We start from the raw sequence: 18,516 nt of genomic DNA, 5'->3' as shown, positions 1-18,516 counted from the left end.
TCCGTTCAGCGGCCGGAAGCGGCGTACCGGTCGGCGCGGCCGACCCGTGTCCCCTCGAAGGCACCCGCCGAGCGTCGCAGGCAGGCACCGATGACCCGGTCGAGCTGCGCCAGCCGGACCCGCCACGACCGGAGATCGTTGCGGCCCTTGGCCGTGAGCTCGTAGCACCGCCGTGCTGGCCCGGCCCCGCCGGTCTCCCACACCGAGGTCAGCGACCGATCGCGTTCCAGTCCGCGCAGCACCCGGTAGACGTGGCCGGGCTCCACGTCGGGCATCCCCAGGGCTCTGAGCCGGTCGATCAGGTCGTACCCGTGGCCGGGCCGTTCGAAGATCAGGAGCAGGAGGAACGGATGCAGCAGACCGCGCAGCTCACGTCCGTACATGCCAATCCCTCCCCGGCGCAGGGCATCCGTCACCGTGCAGCTAAACACGCTTTTCCCCCAAACGGTGTGCATTGCACATATTCATGCATGAAACGTGGCAATCCCGGGCCAAGGCTCCGGTCCGTCGCGGAAGATCGAGCAAGGCGGCCCGTACCCGGCGCGTCAGCGAGCCGGGTACGGGCTGGCCCTTCGATGGATTGCGGCCGGGCGCGCGGCGTCAGCCGACGTCGACCCAGTCGAGGGTGCGCTGGACCGCCTTCTTCCACCGGGCGTAGCCGGTCTCGCGCTGCTCCGCCGACCAGGACGGCTGCCAGCGCCGGCTCTCGTTCCAGTTCTCGCGCAGCTCGTCGGTGCTCTTCCAGAATCCGACGGCGAGGCCGGCGGCGTAGGCGGCGCCGAGCGCGGTGGTCTCCGCGACCACCGGCCGGCTGACCGGTACGCCGAGGATGTCCGCCTGCAGCTGCATGCACAGATCGTTGACGGTGACGCCGCCATCGACCTTCAGGCATTCCAGGTCCGTCCCACAGTCCTGCGCCATGGCCTCGGCCACGTCGCGGCTCTGGTAGCAGATGGACTCGAGGGTGGCCCGGGCGATGTGGGCGTCGGTGTTGAACCGGGACAGGCCGACGATCGCGCCCCGGGCGTCGGAGCGCCAGTACGGGGCGAACAGGCCGGAGAAGGCGGGCACGAAGTAGACCCCGCCGTTGTCCTCCACCTGGCGGGCCAGGATCTCGCTCTGCCCGGCGGTGCTGATGATCTTGAGCTGGTCGCGCAGCCACTGCACCGCCGACCCGGTCACCGCGATCGAGCCCTCCAACGCGTACACCGGCGCCTCGTCGCCGAACTGGTAGCACACCGTGGTGAGCAGCCCGGCCTTGGAACGCACGATGTCCGTGCCGGTGTTGAGCAACATGAAGTTTCCCGTGCCGTAGGTGTTCTTCGCCTCGCCCGGCGCGAAACAGACCTGCCCGACCGTGGCGGCCTGCTGGTCCCCCAGGTCACCGGTGAGCGGCACCGGGCTGCTGAACGGGCCGTGCGGCGCGGTGCTGCCGTACGAGCGCGGATCGGAGGAGGGCCGGATCTCCGGCAGCATGGCGCGGGGGATGCCGAAGAACGACAGCAGCTCGTCGTCCCAGTCCAGGGTCTCCAGGTTCATCAGCATGGTGCGGCTGGCGTTGGTGGGGTCGGTGACGTGCACGCCGCCCTCGGTGCCGCCGGTGAGATTCCACAGCAGCCAGGTGTCGGTGTTGCCGAAGACGGCCTCGCCTCGCTCGGCCGCCTCCCGGACCCCGTCGACGTTCTCGAGGATCCACTGGATCTTCCCGGCGGAGAAGTAGGTCGCCGGCGGCAGGCCGGCCTTGCGCCGGATGACGTCGCCCTTGCCCGTACGCTCCAGCGCCGAGGCGATCCGGTCGGTGCGGGTGTCCTGCCAGACGATGGCGTTGTAGTAGGGCCGCCCGGTCCGCCGGTTCCAGACCACCGTGGTCTCGCGCTGGTTGGTGATGCCGAGCGCGGCGAGGTCGGCGCCGGTCAGGCCCCGGGCGTTCATCGCGGTCTGGATGACGGTCTGGGTCCGCTCCCAGATCTCCAGCGGGTTGTGCTCCACCCAACCGGCCTGCGGCAGGATCTGCTGGTGTTCGAGCTGGTGGCGGCCGACCTCGTTGCCGCCGTGGTCAAAGATCATGAATCGGGTGCTGGTGGTGCCCTGGTCTACCGCGCCGACGAAGTCAGCCATTCGGGGTCTCCTTCCGGTTGGGAACAGTGTGGATCGGCGGGTCCGATGCGGGCCAGGTCGGCCTCGGCCGGGGGCGGCTCAGGCGGTCGCGGCGCCGCCGCTGGTCCGGACCACTGGATCGATCAAAACAGTTTGATGTAATGTCACCGCATGGGCTCGTCCAGTCAAGCCGCCCCGGCGTTCGTACGCCTGGCCGGACACCCCCTGCGGTGGCGGCTGCTGACCGAACTCGCCCGCAGCGACCTGCGGGTCCGGGAACTGGTCACACTGGTCGGCCAGCCGCAGAATCTGGTCTCCTACCACCTGCGGCTGCTGCGCGACGGCGGCCTGGTCACCGCCCGGCGCAGCAGCTTCGACGGCCGGGACAGCTACTACCGCCTGGACCTGGACCGCTGCGCCCAGGCGCTGGCCGGCACCGGCGCCGCGCTGCACCCGGCCCTGCGGGTGGAGAGAACCACGCCGACCCCGCCGGTCCACCCCCGACAGTTGCCCCGCCGCACGGCGCTCTTCGTCTGCACCGGTAACAGCGCCCGCTCCCCGATCGCCGAAGCCCTGCTCCGCCATCGCACCGAAGGTCGGGTGACGGCGATCAGCGCCGGCAGTCACCCCAGACCGCACCTGCATCCGCACGCCGTGCGGGCGCTGCGTCACCAGTTCGGCATCGACATCGCCGCGCAGCGCCCCAGGCACCTGGAGTCGCTCACCGGCCGCCGGTTCGACTACGTGATCAGCCTGTGCGACAAGGCCCGGGAAGACCTCCCCGAGTTCGGCGGCCAGACCCGCCGACTGCACTGGAGCATTCCCGATCCCGCCGCCGACGGCGAGCCCGGCCAGGACAAATACCCGGCCTTCGTCCGCACCGCCACCGACATCGATGCTCGGATCCGGCAACTGCTGCCGGTGCTCACCACCGCCGATCAATAACCGGACCAAGGAGGTCTCAACCATGGACACACCCGACCGGTACGCCAGCGTCCGCTACGTCGTCGACGACGTTCCGGCGGCCGTCGACTTCTACACCACCCACCTCGGCTTCCAACTCAACCGCAGCGCGGGGGCCGCCTTCGCCGACGTGGTCCGCGGCCCGATGCGGCTGCTGCTGTCCGGACCCGCCAGCTCCGGCGCCCGCGCCACCCCCCACGACGCCACCGCCCCCGGCCGCAACCGCATCCACCTGGTCGTCGCGGATCTGGACGCCGAGGTCGACCGGCTCCGAGGCGCCGGCCTGTCGTTCCGCGGCGAGCCGGTCTCCGGACCCGGCGGGCGCCAGATCCTGCTCACCGACCCCGCCGGCAACCTGATCGAGCTGTTCCAACCCGCCCACCAGCCCACCACTGCCTGACCGGATTCCCTGACCAGGTCGGCGGCGGTCGGAGCGGGCAGGTGGGTCAGGTGTTCTGCGGGAAGCCGAGGTTCACCCCACCGTGGGACGGGTCGAGCCACCTGCTGGTGACCACCTTGGCCCGGGTGAAGAAGTGCACGCCGTCCGGCCCGTACGCGTGCGCGTCACCGAAGAGCGAGTCCTTCCAGCCGCCGAACGAGTAGTACGAGACCGGTACCGGGATCGGCACGTTCACCCCGACCATGCCGACCTCGATCTCGTCCTGGTAGCGGCGGGCCGCACCGCCGTCGTTGGTGAAGATCGCCGTGCCGTTGCCCCACGGGTTGGCGTTGACCACCTCGACGGCGGCGTCGTAGCCGGGCACCCGCAGCACCGAGAGCACCGGTCCGAAGATCTCGTCCCTGTAGACGGACATGTCGGTGTCGACGTGGTCGAAGAGGGTCGGCCCGAGCCAGAAGCCGGCCCGCTCGCCGTCGATCGGGTGGCTCCGCCCGTCGACCACCAGCCGCGCCCCCGCCGACTGACCGGCGTCCAGGTACGACACCACCCGGTCGCGGTGCGCCCCGGTGATCAACGGTCCCATCTCGCAGCCCGGGCGGCGACCGTCGCCGACCCGCAGTTTGCCGATCCGCTCGCTGATCCTGGCGACCAGCTCCTCGCCGACCGGGTCCACCGCCACCACGACGGAGATCGCCATGCAGCGTTCGCCGGCCGAGCCGAAGCCGGCCGACACGGCGGCGTCCGCGGCGAGGTCGAGGTCGGCGTCGGGGAGCACCACCATGTGGTTCTTCGCCCCGCCCAGCGCCTGCACCCGCTTCCCGTGCCGGGTGCCCGTCTCGTAGACGTAGCGGGCGATCGGGGTGGAGCCGACGAACGACACCGCCTTGACCGTCGGGTGCGCCAGAATCCGGTCGACCGCCTCCTTGTCGCCGTGCACCACGTTGAACACTCCGTCCGGCAGCCCGGCCTCGGCGAACAGCTCCGCCAGGAAGTTCGCCGCGGAGGGGTCCTTCTCGCTCGGCTTGAGCACCACGGTGTTGCCGCAGGCGATGGCGTTCGGTACGAACCACAGCGGCACCATGGCCGGGAAGTTGAACGGGGAGATCACCCCGACCACGCCGAGGGGCTGCCGGAGGGAGTACACGTCGACCTGGGTGGAGACGTTCTCGCTGAACCCGCCCTTGAGCAGCTGCGGGATCCCGCAGGCGAACTCGACGTTCTCCAACCCGCGCTGGATCTCCCCCGCCGCGTCGGCGAGCACCTTGCCGTGCTCGGCGGTGAGGATCTGCGCGAGGTCGGACCGGCGGGCGTTGAGCAGTTCCCGGAACGCGAACATGACGCTGGTCCGCTGGGCGAGGGAGGCGGAACGCCACCGGGTGAACGCCTCGCGGGCGGCGCCGACCGCCTCGTCGACCACGGCGGCGCTCGCGAAGTCGACCTGGCCGGCGACCCGGCCGGTGGCCGGGTCGTAGATGTCCCCGCTGCGCTCGGCGACGCCGTGCCACGGCTTGCCGCCGATCCAGTGCGTGGTCCTCATCGCGGCTGCACCTCCTTGGCCACGGCCTCGATCGACTGGGTGAGGATCTCCAGCGCCTCGTCCGCCTCGGCGCGGGTCAGCGTCATCGGCGGCGCCAGGCGGATCACGTTGCCGTACAGGCCGCCCTTGCCGACGAGCAGGCCCCGCTCCCGCGTCTCCTCGAGCAGGGCGGTGGCCGCCGCCGGATGGGGTTCGCCGTCGGGGCCGACGAACTCCAGCGCGATCATCAGGCCCTTGCCCCGCACGTCACCGACGACCGGATGCGCCGCGGCGACCGCGCGCAGCCCGTCGAGGAGGCGGGTGCCCAGCTCCGCGGCGTTGGCCTGGAGGTCGTGCTCGAGCAGATAGGTCAGCGAGGCCAGCGCGCCGGTGGTGGCCACCGGGTTGCCGCCGAAGGTGGAGATCGAGTTGGCCCGCAGGCAGTCCATCAGGTCGGCCCGGGCGACCACGCCGCCGATCGCGAGCCCGTTGCCCAGCCCCTTGGCGAAGGTGATCGCATCGGGTACGACCCCGTGCGCCTGGATGCCCCAGAAGTGCTCGCCGGTGCGACCCCAGCCGGTCTGCACCTCGTCGGAGACGAGGAGGATGCCGTACTCGTCGAGGACCTTCTTGAACTCGCCGAACAACCCGTCCGGCGGGGTGGCGAAGCCGCCGACCCCCTGGATCGGTTCGACGATCATGCAGGCGACGTCGCCCGCCGTCGTCGTCTCGATGACCTCGCGCAGGTCGGCGACGCAGGCCCTGATGTAGTCCGCGTCGGACAGGTCCCGGAACGGGCTGCGGAAGCGGTAGCCGCCGTGCACCCAGCTCACCTTGACGGGGCTGAGCGCACTGGCCGACCAGCCGCGGATGCCGGTGATGGCGATGGTGGCGAAGGCACGACCATGGTACGAGTTGCGCAGCGCCAGCACCTGCTCGCTGCGTCGGTGCTGGGTGGCGAGCATCAGGGCCGTCTCGTTGGCCTCGGTGCCCGAGTTGGTGAAGAACACCTTGGCGTCCGGGATGCCGGACAGCTTCGCGATCTTCTCGGCGAGTTCGACCTGCGACTTGATCAGGTAGAGGGTGGAGGAGTGCAGCACGCCGGTGTCGACCTGTGACCGGATGGCGTCGCTGATCTCGGCGATGTCGTAGCCGATGGCGTTGGTGAGGATGCCGGCGAAGAAGTCCAGGTAGGTCCGTCCCTCGCGATCGGTCACCCGGCGACCCTGCGCGCCAGCGATCTCGATCGGCTGCTCGTAGTACAACGCCAGCCAGCTCGGCATCACGGATCGGTGCCTGGCCAGCAGCTCGCGGTGCGCCATCGCGTCCTCCCGTATCTCGTCCCCAGGGCGAGTGTGGCGGGAATCGTTGTCCAACCGCTACGCACAACCTGTACCGGTGTGGTCGCCGGACCATTACGTTGTGTGCAATTCCGCAGTAGGGGGCCGCGATGTATCCCTCCGTCGCAGAAGCCATCGCCCTGCCGGTGATCCGGCGCGCGAAGCCGCAGGTCGTGGCCGGGTCGGCCGGCATGCACGGCCGGGTGCGCTGGGTCCACGTCGCGGAGGTCGCCGACATCGCGCACCTGCTGCGCGGCGGGGAACTGGTGCTGACCACCGGCATCGCGCTGCCGGACGAGGCCGCGGCGCTGACCCGGTACGTGGACGACCTGGCAGCGGTCCACGCGGCGGGGCTCGTGATCGAGCTGGTCCGGCGGTGGCGCGACCGCCTGCCGGAGGCGCTCGTGGCGGCGGCCAACCGACACCGCCTCCCGCTGATCACGCTCACGCAGGAGACGCCGTTCGTGTCGGTCACCGAGGCGGTGGTGGCGCTGATCGTCGACGCGCAGCTCGCCGAGCTACGGGCCGCCGAGCAGGTGCACGAGACCTTCACCTCGCTCACCGTGGCCGGCGCGGAGCCGGCCGAGGTGCTGCGCGAGGTGGCCCGCATCTCCGGCCTGCCGGTCGTGCTGGAGACGCTGGGGCACGAGGTGCTCGCCTACGACGCGGCCGGCCGGGATCCCACCGAGCTGCTGGCCGACTGGGGTCAGCGGTCCCGGTCGGTGGCCGCGCCCGAGCGGACGGCGTACGACGAGGAGGCGGGCTGGCTGGTCACCATGGTCGGTGCGCAGGGCGCCGACTGGGGGCGGCTGGTCCTGCTCTCGCCGGATCCTCCGCCGCACCGGCACGTGGTGGTCGCCGAGCGGGCCGCGTCGGCGCTGGCCGTGCACCGGCTCGTGGCGCGTGATCGGGAGAGTCTGGAACGGCAGACGCACCGCATGTTGCTCGCGCAACTGCTCGGTCAGGCCGTACCGCCGGCGGATCTGGCCGCCCGGGCTGCGGCCCTGGGTGTCGGCCTCGACCGACGGCAGCTGGTCGGGATGGCGATCCGGCCGGCGACGGTGACCCCGCGCGCCCCGGCGCTGGCCACCCAGGAGGTGCTGCGCGACCTGGCGGAGGCCACGGCGTTGGCGGCGCGGCGGGTCTCCGTTCCCGCCCTGGTGGGCGTGGTGGACGACACGACGGTGCGGGCGCTGCTGTCGCTGCCCGGGCAGGCGGGGGTGGACGCGGTGCTGCGCCGGCTGGCCCGGGAGGTGCACCGCTCGGCGGCCGGTCCGGTGCTGGTGGCGGTCGGCACCACCGTGTCGCACGCCACCGAGGTGCGGCGCAGCCTGGGCGAGGCCGCGCATGTGGCCGGGGCGGCGCTGCGCTCCCCCGGCACCCGGCTCTACCACCGGCTGGACAACGTGCGCCTGCGCGGCCTGCTGCATCTGTTGCGCGACGACGAACGGGTCCGGGCCTTCGCGGACCGCGAGCTGGGCCCGCTGCTGGCGCGGGACGCCAACCACCACAGCCGGCTGGTGGAGCTGCTGCGCTGCTTCTGCGAGCAGGGTGGCAACAAGTCGGCGGCGGCCGCCGCCGCGCACGTCTCGCGTACGGCCTACTACCAGCAGCTGTCCCGGATCGCGCAGGTGCTCGGGGTGTCCCTGGAGGACCCGGAGTCGATGCTATCGCTGTATGTCGCCCTCCTGGTGCACGAGCTCGACGACGACGCATGACGGGACCGGGAACCCGGTAAGCGACGGGAATCCGTCCGCCGTTCCGATTGACAGGCCGGTGCGGCCGTGCCCGTGGACACAGTGTGCCCTGATCATGGCAAGCGTGGACACTTTGCCACTGCCCGTGACGGGTCCGCGACACCCACCATTCCCAGATAAAGATCGTGCTGTTCCGCCCCCAAATCCGCAGCACGCGCGCCGGTCGGCCGGCGTCTGTTGCGGCAGCGCAACAGGGAGGTGACACCGATGGCCGTTGAACCCCTGCCCCCCGAAACCACCGCCGTCGAGCCGGGCACACAGATCACCCATCCCGATGGCCGAGTCGAGCTGCGTGATTTCTCCACCATCGCCGACAGCCCGTACTTCAACCCCGAACTCGCCCCGGTGCCCATCGAGAAGCGCACCTGGACCACGTACAACTTCGCGGCGCTGTGGATCGGCATGGCGCACAACATCCCGAGCTATCTGCTCGCCGCCGGGCTCATCCAGCTCGGCATGAACTGGGTGCAGGCGTTCCTCACCATCACGCTGGGCAACCTGCTCGTCCTGATCCCGATGCTGCTCAACAGCCACGCGGGCACGAAGTACGGCATCCCGTTCCCGGTCTTCGCCCGCGCGTTCTACGGCGTCCGCGGCGCCAACCTGGCGGCCCTGCTCCGGGCGTTCATCGCCTGCGGCTGGTTCGGTATCCAGACCTGGATCGGCGGCGAGGCCATCTACGCGATCGCCGGCAAACTGCTGGGCTCATGGTGGGTCGACGCGGCGCGGGTGATGGACCAGCCCTGGACGTTGTGGGCCTCGTTCTTCCTGTTCTGGGTGATCGAGATGGCGATCATCTGGCGGGGCATGGACACCCTGCGGCGCTTCGAGAACTGGGCCGCGCCGTTCGTCATCGTGGTCGCCGTCGCCCTGCTGATCTGGGTGATGGTGCAGGCGGGCGGCCTCGGCCCGATCCTGTCCGAGCCGTCGAAGCTGGGCTGGGGCGCCGACTTCTGGAAGCTGTTCGCACCGTCGCTGATGGCGATGGTCGCGTTCTGGTCCACGCTGTCGTTGAACATCCCCGACTTCACCCGGTTCGGCGGCAGCCAGCGGCAGCAGGCGTACGGCCAGGTCTTCGGCCTGCCCACCACGATGTCGTTCTTCGCCATCCTGTCCATCATGATCACCTCGGGCACCGCGGTGATCTACGGCGAGGCCATCTGGGACCCCATCCAGCTCGCGGCGAAGTTCGAGAATCCGGTGGTCGTCGCGCTCGGCCTGTTCACGGTCGTGGTGGCCACGCTATCGGTGAACGTCGCGGCCAACACGGTCAGCCCGGCGTACGACTTCTCCAACGCCGCGCCCCGACTGGTCAACTTCCGCACGGGCGGCCTGATCACCGGCGTGCTCGGCATCCTGATCCAGCCCTGGCGCCTGGTGCAGGACCCCAACATCTACATCTTCGTCTGGCTCGGGTTCTACGGCGGCCTGCTCGGCGCGGTCGCCGGCGTGCTCATCGCCGGATACTGGGTCCGCAGCCGCACCCGCCTCCTGCTGCCCGCCCTCTACCGCCCCGAGGGCCGGTACTGGTTCGCCGGCGGCTGGAATTGGGCGGCGGTCGTCGCCACCCTCGTCGGCGCGCTCCTCGCGGTCGGCGGCGCCTACTCCGCACCCGGCAAGGGACCCTTCCCGGAGGACGGGCTCATCCCCTTCCTCAAGCCGCTCTACGACTACAGCTGGGCGGCCGGGCTGATCGGCGGGTTCCTCGTCTACCTGGCGCTGTCGATGCCGCGCGCCAGCCACGCCAAGGGAGATAACCGATGAGCAACATCGTCCGAGCCGGGCTGGTGCAGCAGAGGTGGACCGGCGACAAGGATTCCATGATCGCGAACGCGGTGGAGGCCATCCGCAGCGCCGCGTCGCAGGGCGCGCAGGTGGTCTGCCTGCAGGAACTCTTCTACGGCCCGTACTTCTGCCAGATCCAGGACGCCGACTACTACTCGTACACCGAAGCGATCCCGGACGGGCCGACGACCGCGCTGATGCAGGAGATCGCCGAACAGCACGGCGTGGTGCTGATCGTGCCGATGTACGAGCAGGAGCAGCCGGGCGTCTACTACAACACCGCCGCGGTGATCGACGCCGACGGCACCTACCTCGGCAAGCACCGGAAGAACCACATCCCGCAGGTGAAGGGGTTCTGGGAGAAGTTCTACTTCCGGCCCGGAAACCTCGGCTATCCGGTCTTCGACACCGCCGTCGGCCGCATCGGCGTCTACATCTGCTACGAGCGGCACTTCCCGGAGGGCTGGCGGGCCCTCGGCCTGGCCGGCGCGAAGATCGTGTTCAACCCCTCCGCCACCAGCCGGGGCCTGTCGGAGTACCTGTGGCGCCTCGAGCAGCCGGCGGCCGCGGTCGCCAACGAGTACTACGTCGGGACGATCAACCGGGTCGGCGTGGAGCCGTTGGGCGACAACGACTTCTACGGCCAGTCGTACTTCGTGGACCCACGCGGGCAGCTGGTCGGCGATGCCGCGTCGGACACCGAGGAGGAGGTGGTCGTCCGCGACCTCGACATGGACAGGCTCGCCGAGGTCCGCGACCTGTGGGCCTTCTACCGCGACCGCCGCCCCGACACCTACGAATCGCTGGTGAAGCCGTGAGCATCCTCATCCGCAACGGAACAGTCGTCAACGCCACCGGGGCGTATCCGGCGGACGTGCTGGTGGAGGGCGAGCGGATCGCGGCGCTCGCCGCGCCGGACTCGGGCCTGGCCGAGCAGTGGGCCGCCAACGCCGACCGCGTGATCGACGCCGCCGGGAAGTACGTGGTGCCCGGCGGCATCGACGGCCACACCCACATGGAGATGCCGTTCGGCGGCACGTTCTCGGCGGACAACTTCGAGACCGGGACGATCGCGGCGGCCTGGGGCGGCACGACGACCATCGTGGACTTCGCGGTACAGGGCAAGGGCACATCCGTGCTGTCCGCGCTGGACAAATGGCACAGCAAGGCCGACGGCAACTGCGCGATCGACTACGCGTTCCACATGATCATTTCGGACGTCAACGACACGTCGCTCAAGGAGATGGAGGCCTGCATCGACGCGGGCGTCAACACGTTCAAGATGTTCATGGCCTACCCGGGGGTCTTCTACGCCACGGACGGGGAGATCCTGCGGGCGATGCAGAAGGCCCGCGACACCGGGTCGATGATCATGATGCACGCGGAGAACGGCATCGCCATCGACCAGCTCATCCTCCAAGCGCTGGCCAACGGTCAGACGGACCCGGTCCAGCACGGGCTGACCCGGCCGCCCGAGCTGGAGGGCGAGGCCACCTCGCGGGCGATCACCCTGGCGAAGGTCACCGGCTCGCCGCTGTACATCGTGCACCTGTCCGCCGCGCACGCCCTCGACGCGGTCACCCAGGCCCGCGACACCGGCCAGAACGTGTTCGCGGAGACCTGCCCGCAGTACCTGTTCCTGTCCCTGGACGACCTGGCCAGACCCGACTTCGAGGGCGCGAAGTACGTCGCCTCTCCCCCGCTGCGCCCGAAGGAGCACCAGGCGGAGCTGTGGCGCGGCCTGCGCACCAACGACCTGTCGCTGGTGTCGACCGACCACTGTCCCTTCTGCTTCAAGGACCAGAAGGAGCTGGGCCGGGGCGACTTCTCCAAGATCCCCAACGGGATGCCGGGCGTCGAGCACCGGATGGACCTGCTCCATCAGGGCGTGGTGCGCGGTGAGATCAGCCTGCCGCGCTGGGTGGAGATCAGCTCCACCACGCCCGCCCGGATGTTCGGCCTCTTCCCGCGCAAGGGCGTCATCGCGCCCGGGGCGGACGCGGACATCACCGTGTACGACCCGACGGCCCGGCAGACGATCTCGGCGAGCAGCCACCACATGAACGTGGACTACTCCGCGTACGAGGGCATGGAGCTGACCGGGAAGGTCTCCACCGTGCTGTCCCGCGGCCGGGTCGTCGTCGACGACAACGCCTTCCACGGCGCGGCCGGGCACGGTCGGTTCCTCAAGCGCGATCTCTGTCAGTACCTGGTCTGAGCGAAGGAGAGGCCGTGGACTTCGGTGTCGTACTCCAGACCGACCCGCCGGCCCGCGACGTCGTGGCCGGGCTCACCGCCGCCGAGGACAACGGCTTCCGCTACGGGTGGACGTTCGACTCCTGCGTGCTGTGGCAGGAGCCGTTCGTCATCTACTCGCAGGTCCTCGCCGCGACCAAGCACCTCATGGTGGGGCCGATGGTGACCAACCCGAGCACCCGCGACTGGTCGGTCACCGCGTCGCTCTTCGCCACCCTCAACGAGATGTTCGGCAACCGGACGGTGTGCGGGATCGGTCGCGGCGACTCGGCCCGGCGGGTCATCGGCCAGCCGCCGGCGAGCCTCGCCACCCTGAGACAGGCGATGCATGTGATCAAGGAGCTGGCCGAGGGCCGCGAGGCCGAACACCACGGCACGCCGGTGCGCATCCCGTGGGTACGCGACGGCCGGCTGGAGATCTGGATGGCCGCGTACGGCCCGAAGGCGCTGCGGCTGGTCGGCGAGCAGGCCGACGGCTTCATCCTGCAGACCGCCGATCCCGACATCGCCCGCTGGACCATCGGCTCGGTACGCGACGCGGCCACCGCCGCCGGCCGGGATCCCGACTCCATCACGATGTGCGTGGCCGCCCCCGCCTACGTGGGCACCAACCTCGCCCACCAGCGCGACCAGCTGCGCTGGTTCGGTGGCATGGTCGGCAACCACGTGGCCGACCTGGTCGCCCGCTACGGCGACTCCGGAATCGTGCCCAGGGCGCTCACCGACTACATCAGGGGCCGCGCGGGCTACGACTACGCCCACCACGGCCGCGCCGGCAACCCGTCCACCGACTTCGTGCCGGACGAGATCGTCGACCGATTCTGCCTCGTCGGCCCGGAGTCGGCCCACGTCGACCGGCTACAGGAGCTCAAGGAGATCGGGGTGCAGAACTTCGCCCTCTATCTCATGCATGACGACAAGGAGAAGACCCTGTCCGCGTACGGCAAGGACGTGATCAGCCACCTCTGAGCCGGCGGACGCGGCCCCTGCTACTGCGCCTCCGCCCTGGCCGGCCCCGGTTCGTCCTTCGGCCCGAGCAGCGGCAGGACGCCGGTGACGTCGAGAACCCGGTGGACGTGGCCGGTCGGGTTGAGCACGGTCAGGGAGCCACCCGCGCCGGTCGCATCCTGGTGGGCGCCGATGAACACGCTGAGGATCGTCGAGTCGATGAACGTCAGCCCCCGCAGGTCGACGTCGACCACGGGCCTGACCCGGATCGTGGCGGCCAGCCGGCGGCGCAGCTCGTCGGCGCTGCTCACGTCGAGTTCGCCGGCCAGGATCACCACCGTGCGGTCGGCACGCTCCTCGGAGCGCCACTGCCACAGGTCGCCAGGAACGGACATCAGGCCACCTCGCCCGGAGTGATCGTGATGCTGACCGAGGCGGTCAGCCCCTGCGCGGTGCTGTTCAGGGTCAGGTCGCTGGCCAGGTGCTGCGCCAGCCAGAGGCCGCGGCTGCCCGGCCGGTCGGCGCCGGGCAGCCCGGGCACGCCATCGATCATCCCCGGACCATGATCGGAAATCTGGCACGTCACCATGTCTTCGTGGCGGCGCAACAGCAGGTCTCCCAGGCCGCCGCCGTGACGAACGACATTGGCCACCAGTTCGTGCACCGCCAGCACGAAGTCCTCCAGCCTCGCGCCGGTGAGCCCGGCGGCCGCAACGACCGCTGTCACGGCGTGCCGCAGCTCGGACACCTGGTCAGCCGAGATCCGCGCGGCCAACAACGTGTCCACGTCCGTCGGCACGGCTGCCGGGTCGTCGCCGTCATGGCCACCGCCAATCATGGCCGAACGGTACACCCGCAGTCCCGGGTCGGCCTCGGCAGCATCCGGCGCACAGGTTGAACCGGTCGGCCGTCCACGAGGTTGCCGCCGCGAGCAGAGGCTGCGCGGCTCACCCGCCGACGCGGCGAAAAGGCGCTGCGAGAGACGCAGGTCACCGGGACGCCCCGGCACGTTTAAGTTGATCAACTCCGGGGTAACTCTGCCGCATCGGCATGGTGTACGACCCCGGAGGGGCGTGGGGGAAAGGCAGGTCACTCGGTGATGAACTCGTCCGCTAGGCCGACCATGTCGAGGACGGCAGCGGTGATCCGGGACGGTCGGCGCAGCACCAGCGCACCGCCGGCCGAGGCGACCTGCCGGCGCACCGTCAGCAGCGCGGTGATTCCGGCAGCGCAGAAGAAGTCCACCCCGCTCAGGTCCAGCACCAGCACCAGGGGCCGCTGGCCGGCGAGCACGCGGTCCACCCGTTCAACCAGCAGGTCGACGGTGTCCAGGTCGAGGGGGCCGCGGACCTGCACCACCGCCGCCGGGCCCTCGCGGGCGACCGCGAGGGACAGGATCGGCAAGCGGGTGGTTTCCTTCGTCGCCAGGTGCGGCACCTGATGGACGGACATGAGCTGCTCCTCGGTGAGGATGTCAGACCGGGTCAGCGCTCGACCCGCCGTCGGCGGACGGCGCAGGTCCTGGGCTCATGTCCGAACCCACCTCGACCCTAGCGGGATCCCCTCCGATGCGCACCCCGCACCTCAAGAGCGTGGGCCAGTCGGCAACCGGCGCACCGGCCGGCGACCCCCCGGGGACCGAGCCGGGCAGGGACCTCATGCCCCACATCGAACCGTACGGACACACGATTTCAGGAGGTTGCGTTGGTGTCCGATGCTGCTCAATCACACCTGGCCTCGGCGTACGGCCTACTGTTGGCCCTGCTCGCCGACTCGACACACGTCGACGCGTTCCTCGACCAGGTCGTCCGGGTCGCGGCGGAGGTGGTCACCCCCGCCGTGGCGTGCGGACTGACCATGCGGCGCGACGGCGATGTCTACACCGTCGCCAGCAGCGACGAGCTGGCCGCCCGGGGCGATGAGATCCAGTACGGCGCTGACCAGGGGCCGTGTCTCGACGCGCTGCGCCGTGGCCGCATCGTCGAGGTCGTCGACCTGGCCGAGGACGAACGCTGGGGCCGCTACCGGGAGCACGCCCTGCGGCTCGGCATCGTCAGCTCGCTGTCGCTGCCGGTGACGGTCGGCCGCGAGACCGTCGGCGCGCTGAACCTGTACGCCACCCACCGTGCCGCCTTCACCGACACGGCACGCCGGCACGCCGTGGCGTTCACCGACCAGGCAGCGGCGGCCCTGACCGTCATCCTCCGTCAGGCCGACCAGGCCCTCCTGCATCAACAGCTCACCGACGCGATGGCCTCCCGCAGCGTCATCGACCAGGCCCTCGGCGTCCTGATGGGCCAGCAGCGGTGCACCGCGGCGGAGGCGTTCGTCCTGCTCCGGCAGGCGTCGCAGCACCGTAACCGCAAACTGCGGGACGTCGCCGTGGAGATCATCACGCAGGTCACCGGCCGGCCACCGCAGCCGGCTCCCGAGTTCGTGCCGCCCCGCCAACGCTCCTGACCAGGGACCGCCCGTGCGCCGGGCGGCGTGCCGGTGCACGCCGCCCGGCGGCTCCGGTGGGCCGACCTCAGCGGCCCGCCGACGGCGCGGTGGCACGGACGCCGCTCGCGCCCGTCGTGGCCTGCACTGCGGTGTCCGCGCGCCCCGCGACGGAGCCCTGCCCGCCCAGATCAGAAAAGTCGCTGATCGGGCGGCCACCGGTGGTGCGGGTTCGGCTGGCCCGCATCACGGCCACCGCGGCCGCCGCGGCGGTAAGGACCATCGCCGCCGCCGAAAGCAGCGACGTCCTCCTGCTACGCCTACGCCTCATGTCGTTCGTCCTCTCGTTGCGTCGAAGGCTGCTCTATCGTGCGGACGAAAGGACGCCCGGAGCGGGTTATCGGGCATCATTACCCGGTCGTGTCAGCACCGCCGCTCCCGCCGGATCCGCCGGCGCAGCAGTGCGGCCACTACCGCTGCACGCGCGCGCCGCCGCCGCCGACGAGCGACTCGACCTCCTTCAGGCTCGCCATCGAGGTGTCGCCCGGAGTGGTCATGGCCAGGGCCCCGTGCGCCGCGCCGTACTCCACCGCGGTGGCCAGGTCGCCGGTCTTCAGCAGCCCGTAGATCAGGCCGGAGGCGAAGCTGTCGCCGCCGCCGACCCGGTCGAGGACCGCCAGGCCGGCCCGGTGCGTCGCCTCGACGAAGCCTCTCGGCCGACCAGGCGATCGCGCCCCAGTCGTTGACCGTGGCGCTGCGGACCGTACGCAGGGTGGTGGCCACGACGGTCCGACCCACGGGCGCGGCCCGTCGGCTGGTACGGGGCGGCCGGCCGGGGCTTCGCCCGCTAGGATCGCCGTGCAGGCCCACATTGGACCGGAGGTTGCGGTGGCGGACACGACGTCGGGCGTACGGCCCGTGCCCGAACAGCCCTCGTCGCGGATCGACCCGTCCGTGCCGCACCCCGCCCGCCGCTACGACTACTGGCTCGGCGGCAAGGACAACTTCGCGGCCGACCGGAAGTCCGGCGACGCGGTCGCCGCCGCGTACCCGGCGATCCGCACCACGGTGATCGAGAACCGGCGGTTCATGCAGCGGGCCACCCGCTACCTGGCGGACACGGTCGGCCTCCGGCAGTTCCTCGACATCGGCACGGGCATCCCGACCAGCCCCAACATGCACGAGATCGCCCAGGGCGCCGCCCCGGAGTCGCGGGTCGTCTACGTCGACAACGATCCGATCGTGCTCGCCCACGCCCGGGCCCTGCTGACCAGCTCACCCGAGGGCGCCACCGCGTACGTCGACGCGGACCTGCGTGACCCGCAGCGGATCCTCGACCACCCCGACGTGCGGGCCACCATCGACCTCGGCCGGCCGGTGGGGCTGATGCTCGTGGCGATCCTGCACTTCCTCACCGACGCCGACGACCCGTACGCGATCACCCGCCGGCTGATCGAGGCCCTCCCGTCGGGCAGCTACGTGGTGATCTCCCACGCGACCACCGAGCTGGTTCCCCGGAACATCGCGGCGACCGCGGCGCCGGTCACCACCACCAGCATGATCGACATGGCGTTCCGGAACCGGGACGAGTTCGCCGGTTTCTTCGACGGCCTGGAGCTCGTCGATCCGGGCATCAGCCCGGTCACCGAGTGGCGCCCGGACGACCCGCCGGAGCAGCGGCGACCGGCGGCGCACGCGTCCATGTACGCAGCGGTGGCCCGGAAGCCCTGATCCGGCGGCTCCGACTCCGGCCAGGGCCAACCCCGACGTCCGCTCGGACGGGGGCGCCGGCCTCAGACGTCGACGCCCAGGCGGACCGTCACCGTGTCACCGGTCTCGATCCCCTCGGCCTTCCGCACCGACGCCTTCACCGGCACGATGTACCGCCCGTCCTTGGGCCAGAGCGACGTCACCCAGCCCGTCTCCCCGATCCGCGCGGTCACCGGGATCATGCCCCAGCCGTAGGTCACCACCGCGGAGGCCGCTTCCAGCTCGGCGCACTGCTCCGCCGGCACCGTGACGAAGTGCCACGGCGCCGGGCCTCTCCAGAACCACACCTCGCCGCTGAACTCCATCTCCATTCGATCAGGATAGGTGCGGTCGACGGGGACGGCCGGAACGGCGACACCGTCACAGGTTGAGCGGCCCGGGGTCGGTGGCCAGCTCCTGGAACCGCTCACGCGGGTTGGGCACCAGCCGGCGGGCCGACAGGTCGAGCAGGCCGCCCACCCCGGTCACCGTGGCCACCTGGCCGCCGTCCGGGCGGGTGAGCTCCTGGACGATCTGGAAGGTCTTGCCCTCGCCCCAGCGGAACTCGCAGGACACGTCCACCTCGTCGCCCCCGCGCAGCTCCCGCAGGAACTTGACGGTGACCTCCAGGGCGACCGGTCCCACTCCGCTGGCGATCAGCCGGTCCTGCGAGATGCCGGCCGCGCGCAGACACTCCCACCGGGCGTGCTCGCTGTACTGGAGATACACCGCCTGGTTGAGGTGGCCCTGGGTGTCGAGCTCGTAGCCGCGCACGGTGACGCGTACCCGGAACGGATCTGCCATGCCGGCGAGCCTACCGAGGCCCGCCCGCGGACCGTGCGGTGCGGCAGCGGCGCCGCTCGCCGGTGGGCTCAGTGGGACAGGGCCTTCTCCAGCTCCGCCTTGGACATGGCGGAGCGGCCCTTGATGCCGCGCTGCTTCGCCTCGTTGTAGAGCTGCTCCTTGGTGCGGCCCTGCGCCCCGCCGTGCGAGCGTTTCCCGCCACGGTGCCCGGAGGAGACGTCGGTGCGGGAGGAGCGACTCGCGGTGCGCGCCTCGCCGGAGCGGGCCCGTTCCTTGTTGACGGTGCGGGCGGCGATCTCTTCGGCTCGGCTGGTGGTGGCGCCCCGCTGCTTCGCGCTCGCCTTGATGTGCTCGTACTGCCGCTCCCGCTTCGGGCTGGATCCGGCTGGCATCTTTCCTCCCGGTGGCGCGGTCGAACCCCGATCGGTGAGTGGGATGCCCCGGGCCGCCGCCGGTGAAACG

General features: G+C 70.8%; 20 protein-coding genes. 9 read left to right on the top strand and 11 right to left on the bottom strand.

Going from position 1 to position 18,516, the window contains the following annotated elements:
* Nucleotides 1–5: 5 nt before the first annotated feature.
* Both Q2K19_RS25020 and glpK read right to left on the bottom strand, forming a co-directional pair.
* On the bottom strand, nt 6–383 hold the full coding sequence (locus Q2K19_RS25020) for a helix-turn-helix transcriptional regulator (protein WP_302764252.1): 378 nt from the start codon (nt 381–383) through the stop codon (nt 6–8).
* Nucleotides 384–600: 217 nt separating this feature from the next.
* Entirely contained in the window at nt 601–2,118 is a 1,518-nt protein-coding gene (gene glpK, locus Q2K19_RS25015; protein WP_302764249.1) for a glycerol kinase GlpK, read from the bottom strand.
* Nucleotides 2,119–2,268: 150 nt separating this feature from the next.
* Between glpK and Q2K19_RS25010 the strand changes: the two genes are divergently transcribed.
* Entirely contained in the window at nt 2,269–3,042 is a 774-nt protein-coding gene (locus Q2K19_RS25010) for an arsenate reductase/protein-tyrosine-phosphatase family protein (RefSeq protein ID WP_302764247.1), read from the top strand.
* Nucleotides 3,043–3,064: 22 nt separating this feature from the next.
* Nucleotides 3,065–3,460 (top strand): VOC family protein, encoded by a 396-nt coding sequence (locus Q2K19_RS25005; RefSeq protein ID WP_302764246.1) that lies wholly within the window; start codon nt 3,065–3,067, stop codon nt 3,458–3,460.
* Nucleotides 3,461–3,506: 46 nt separating this feature from the next.
* On the opposite strand, the gene Q2K19_RS25000 is transcribed toward Q2K19_RS25005, so the two are convergent.
* Together Q2K19_RS25000 and Q2K19_RS24995 are read right to left on the bottom strand one after the other, a co-directional pair.
* The gene (locus Q2K19_RS25000; protein WP_302764243.1) at nt 3,507–4,997 is read right to left on the bottom strand and encodes a CoA-acylating methylmalonate-semialdehyde dehydrogenase; all 1,491 of its coding nucleotides are present in this window, start codon (nt 4,995–4,997) and stop codon (nt 3,507–3,509) included.
* Nucleotides 4,994–6,298: an aspartate aminotransferase family protein gene (locus Q2K19_RS24995; protein WP_302764242.1), complete on the bottom strand. Its 1,305-nt coding sequence runs from the start codon at nt 6,296–6,298 to the stop codon at nt 4,994–4,996. Before Q2K19_RS24995 ends, Q2K19_RS25000 begins: the two co-directional genes overlap by 4 nt.
* Before the next feature lie 128 nt (nt 6,299–6,426).
* Between Q2K19_RS24995 and Q2K19_RS24990 the strand changes: the two genes are divergently transcribed.
* From Q2K19_RS24990 to Q2K19_RS24970, 5 genes are all read left to right on the top strand, one after another.
* Nucleotides 6,427–8,034, top strand: coding sequence for a PucR family transcriptional regulator (locus Q2K19_RS24990; protein ID WP_302764240.1), 1,608 nt, complete (start codon nt 6,427–6,429; stop codon nt 8,032–8,034).
* A gap of 246 nt (nt 8,035–8,280) precedes the next feature.
* On the top strand, nt 8,281–9,837 hold the full coding sequence (locus tag Q2K19_RS24985) for an NCS1 family nucleobase:cation symporter-1 (RefSeq protein WP_302764239.1): 1,557 nt from the start codon (nt 8,281–8,283) through the stop codon (nt 9,835–9,837).
* Nucleotides 9,834–10,676 (top strand): nitrilase-related carbon-nitrogen hydrolase, encoded by an 843-nt coding sequence (locus Q2K19_RS24980; protein ID WP_302764236.1) that lies wholly within the window; start codon nt 9,834–9,836, stop codon nt 10,674–10,676. The genes Q2K19_RS24985 and Q2K19_RS24980 overlap by 4 nt, the downstream gene beginning before the upstream one ends.
* Nucleotides 10,673–12,076: a dihydropyrimidinase gene (hydA, locus tag Q2K19_RS24975; RefSeq protein ID WP_302764234.1), complete on the top strand. Its 1,404-nt coding sequence runs from the start codon at nt 10,673–10,675 to the stop codon at nt 12,074–12,076. The genes Q2K19_RS24980 and hydA overlap by 4 nt, the downstream gene beginning before the upstream one ends.
* A 14-nt stretch (nt 12,077–12,090) precedes the next feature.
* Nucleotides 12,091–13,083, top strand: coding sequence for a TIGR03842 family LLM class F420-dependent oxidoreductase (locus Q2K19_RS24970; RefSeq protein ID WP_302764232.1), 993 nt, complete (start codon nt 12,091–12,093; stop codon nt 13,081–13,083).
* Nucleotides 13,084–13,103: 20 nt separating this feature from the next.
* Here the strand turns inward: Q2K19_RS24970 and Q2K19_RS24965 are convergent, their stop codons facing one another.
* The 3 genes from Q2K19_RS24965 to Q2K19_RS24955 all read right to left on the bottom strand — a co-directional run bounded on the left by Q2K19_RS24965 (nt 13,104) and on the right by Q2K19_RS24955 (nt 14,514).
* Nucleotides 13,104–13,457 carry an STAS domain-containing protein gene (locus Q2K19_RS24965; RefSeq protein WP_302764229.1) on the bottom strand — a complete coding sequence of 118 codons (354 nt, stop codon included), beginning with the start codon at nt 13,455–13,457 and terminating at the stop codon, nt 13,104–13,106.
* The gene (locus tag Q2K19_RS24960) at nt 13,457–13,900 is read right to left on the bottom strand and encodes an ATP-binding protein (RefSeq protein ID WP_302764228.1); all 444 of its coding nucleotides are present in this window, start codon (nt 13,898–13,900) and stop codon (nt 13,457–13,459) included. Before Q2K19_RS24960 ends, Q2K19_RS24965 begins: the two co-directional genes overlap by 1 nt.
* Before the next feature lie 251 nt (nt 13,901–14,151).
* The gene (locus Q2K19_RS24955) at nt 14,152–14,514 is read right to left on the bottom strand and encodes an STAS domain-containing protein (protein ID WP_302764227.1); all 363 of its coding nucleotides are present in this window, start codon (nt 14,512–14,514) and stop codon (nt 14,152–14,154) included.
* 255 nt (nt 14,515–14,769) lie between these two features.
* Between Q2K19_RS24955 and Q2K19_RS24950 the strand changes: the two genes are divergently transcribed.
* Nucleotides 14,770–15,522: a GAF and ANTAR domain-containing protein gene (locus Q2K19_RS24950; protein WP_302764226.1), complete on the top strand. Its 753-nt coding sequence runs from the start codon at nt 14,770–14,772 to the stop codon at nt 15,520–15,522.
* Between the two features lie 449 nt (nt 15,523–15,971).
* Here Q2K19_RS24950 and Q2K19_RS24945 read toward each other — a convergent pair whose 3' ends face one another.
* Nucleotides 15,972–16,400 carry a PfkB family carbohydrate kinase gene (locus Q2K19_RS24945; RefSeq protein WP_302764225.1) on the bottom strand — a complete coding sequence of 143 codons (429 nt, stop codon included), beginning with the start codon at nt 16,398–16,400 and terminating at the stop codon, nt 15,972–15,974.
* Here Q2K19_RS24945 and Q2K19_RS24940 point away from each other — a divergent pair.
* A complete protein-coding gene (locus Q2K19_RS24940) occupies nt 16,390–17,232 on the top strand; it encodes an SAM-dependent methyltransferase (RefSeq protein WP_302764224.1) in 843 nt (280 codons plus the stop codon). The two genes, Q2K19_RS24945 and Q2K19_RS24940, sit on opposite strands and share 11 nt — an antisense overlap.
* Before the next feature lie 62 nt (nt 17,233–17,294).
* Here the strand turns inward: Q2K19_RS24940 and Q2K19_RS24935 are convergent, their stop codons facing one another.
* The 3 genes from Q2K19_RS24935 to Q2K19_RS24925 all read right to left on the bottom strand — a co-directional run bounded on the left by Q2K19_RS24935 (nt 17,295) and on the right by Q2K19_RS24925 (nt 18,446).
* Nucleotides 17,295–17,582: a DUF1905 domain-containing protein gene (locus Q2K19_RS24935; RefSeq protein WP_302764222.1), complete on the bottom strand. Its 288-nt coding sequence runs from the start codon at nt 17,580–17,582 to the stop codon at nt 17,295–17,297.
* 49 nt (nt 17,583–17,631) lie between these two features.
* Nucleotides 17,632–18,054, bottom strand: coding sequence for an acyl-CoA thioesterase (locus Q2K19_RS24930; RefSeq protein WP_302764220.1), 423 nt, complete (start codon nt 18,052–18,054; stop codon nt 17,632–17,634).
* Nucleotides 18,055–18,122: 68 nt separating this feature from the next.
* The gene (locus Q2K19_RS24925; RefSeq protein ID WP_302764218.1) at nt 18,123–18,446 is read right to left on the bottom strand and encodes a plasmid stabilization protein; all 324 of its coding nucleotides are present in this window, start codon (nt 18,444–18,446) and stop codon (nt 18,123–18,125) included.
* Nucleotides 18,447–18,516 lie beyond the last annotated feature (70 nt).

Origin of the sequence: Micromonospora sp. NBRC 110009 (assembly GCF_030518795.1) — a bacterium.
Classification (GTDB): Bacteria; Actinomycetota; Actinomycetes; order Mycobacteriales; family Micromonosporaceae; genus Micromonospora.
Note: the sequence above shows the minus strand (reverse complement) of the source record. Positions and strands in the feature narration are given on the sequence as shown.